Annotated in this window: 2 protein-coding genes; both read right to left on the bottom strand. The window is 40.9% G+C overall.

Features of this window, described 5'->3' with window-relative positions:
- The coding region (locus A9G31_RS03065) for a PBSX family phage terminase large subunit (protein WP_065560382.1) at positions 1-1,106 on the bottom strand (1,106 nt) is incomplete at its 3' end.
- 5 nt (positions 1,107-1,111) lie between these two features.
- Positions 1,112-1,507, bottom strand: coding sequence for a DNA-packaging protein (locus tag A9G31_RS03060; RefSeq protein ID WP_065560381.1), 396 nt, complete (start codon positions 1,505-1,507; stop codon positions 1,112-1,114).
- Between the last annotated feature and the right edge of the window lie 23 nt (positions 1,508-1,530).

The following is a 1,530-nucleotide window of genomic DNA, read 5'->3' as shown; positions in this document are numbered from 1 at the left end:
TCAGTTTTATAGCTATATAACCGAGCTTCGGTTGCGGTATGTTTACAGCGAGGATGGATAATAATTTTTTTAAACCCTCGCAGATATGCGATACCGTCCTCAACACTGCCCTGCCATTTTTTTGCTGCTGAGATATTAAAACCCTTGCGCTTGATGTGACTGATTGTTTCAGGTCTTGAGCAATCACCTTTAATCGGCCATTTTCTTGACTCTGGCACTGAATCATAAAAAGCTGGCATTTCGTCGAGTTCGATATTAACGCCGTATGCTTCATATTCGATATACAGACAATCGTTCAAAATAAATGAGCGGATTAATGTGTTTGGGTCATTTGCAAAGCCGAAGTCAGCACCGAACAATAAACGGTCTGCTTGTTTGTGCAGGTTGTCATCAAATTCTTCAACAACATATCGACCACTTAAAACTTGTTTATCTGAATTCTCTAGGTATGCTCCCTCCCACACCCAAGCATATGACGCATAATCCAATCGGGCCAAGTCGTTTAATCTCTCTTGCTCTAACACATCAGGGAAAAATGGATTATCGTTATAATTCATCTCAACGATGATGGCATTATCTGGCGGGGTTTGTCTGAATCTTATATCTGTTGGGCTTCCCTCTGTTTCGGGGTTCCACGTTACCCATATTTCGGAGTTAGTCTCACGAACCGTAGGGGTTAACTTTCGCCATGCAATTTCCGAAACATTTTCCGCTTCATCAACCCAGCATAGCAATATACGCGCTTTTGATTTAATACTGTCTAGATTATGACGTAATCCGCAGAACACATAACTAACCAATCCATTTCTTGTTCTGATATAGTTTTGACCGATGTCGTAGTAATCAGCTAACCAATCAACCGAGCGAATAGCCTGCTTTACTTCTTCCATAGAAGAATCAGCTAACGAGTTCATAAACTCACGGGCGCACAGTATTACCCCGCTTACACCGGCTTCTGCAAATTGATAGCCTTTAATCGCTGTCATTAATGCAAATGAACGAGTTTTAGCGCTACCTCGACCGCCGTACGCACCACGATATCTGACATTTTCGGCTACAAACACAGATATCAATTTTTTAGGTAACTGTATTTGTGCTGTTGTCATGACGTTTACTCTGCGGGTGTGACTAGCTCTATTCGTGTTGGTTTTGGTGACATCGAGCCGTCGGATGATTGGTGGTCTATTTCTTGTTTTTCGCTATAGCCGTGATTAGATAGCATTAGCTTAGTGATTGTTGGATTGAATGAGCTAGTTAGCCCACCATTTATTAGTTTATTCTCTTGTAACGTTTTAATTGCTTCTAGCGTGTCGGAAAACTCTTTGTTTTGTTTTGCATACTCATACATTGATGACTTGTGCTTACCAAGATAACAAGCAAGACCTGCAACACTTGGCACTACATCCCCAAATGTTTCATAGTCCCCAAGCAAGTATTCTTTAGCCTTAATTAAGCATTCAGCTAGTTCACTTGGGCGACCCACTTTTTTCTTTTCGCCCTTTTTCATAATCTTTCCTTAAACTAATAATT

The sequence above is a fragment of the Gilliamella sp. Gris1-4 genome (assembly GCF_001690335.1).
GTDB classification, from domain to species: domain Bacteria; phylum Pseudomonadota; class Gammaproteobacteria; order Enterobacterales; family Orbaceae; genus Gilliamella; species Gilliamella apicola_P.
This window is presented reverse-complemented; position numbering and strand designations above follow the sequence as displayed.

Bases quoted from the DNA above. Each gene is read 5' to 3' on its own strand.
- A9G31_RS03060 (WP_065560381.1), bottom strand. From the start codon at position 1,507: ATGAAAAAGGGCGAAAAGAAAAAAGTGGGTCGCCCAAGTGAACTAGCT.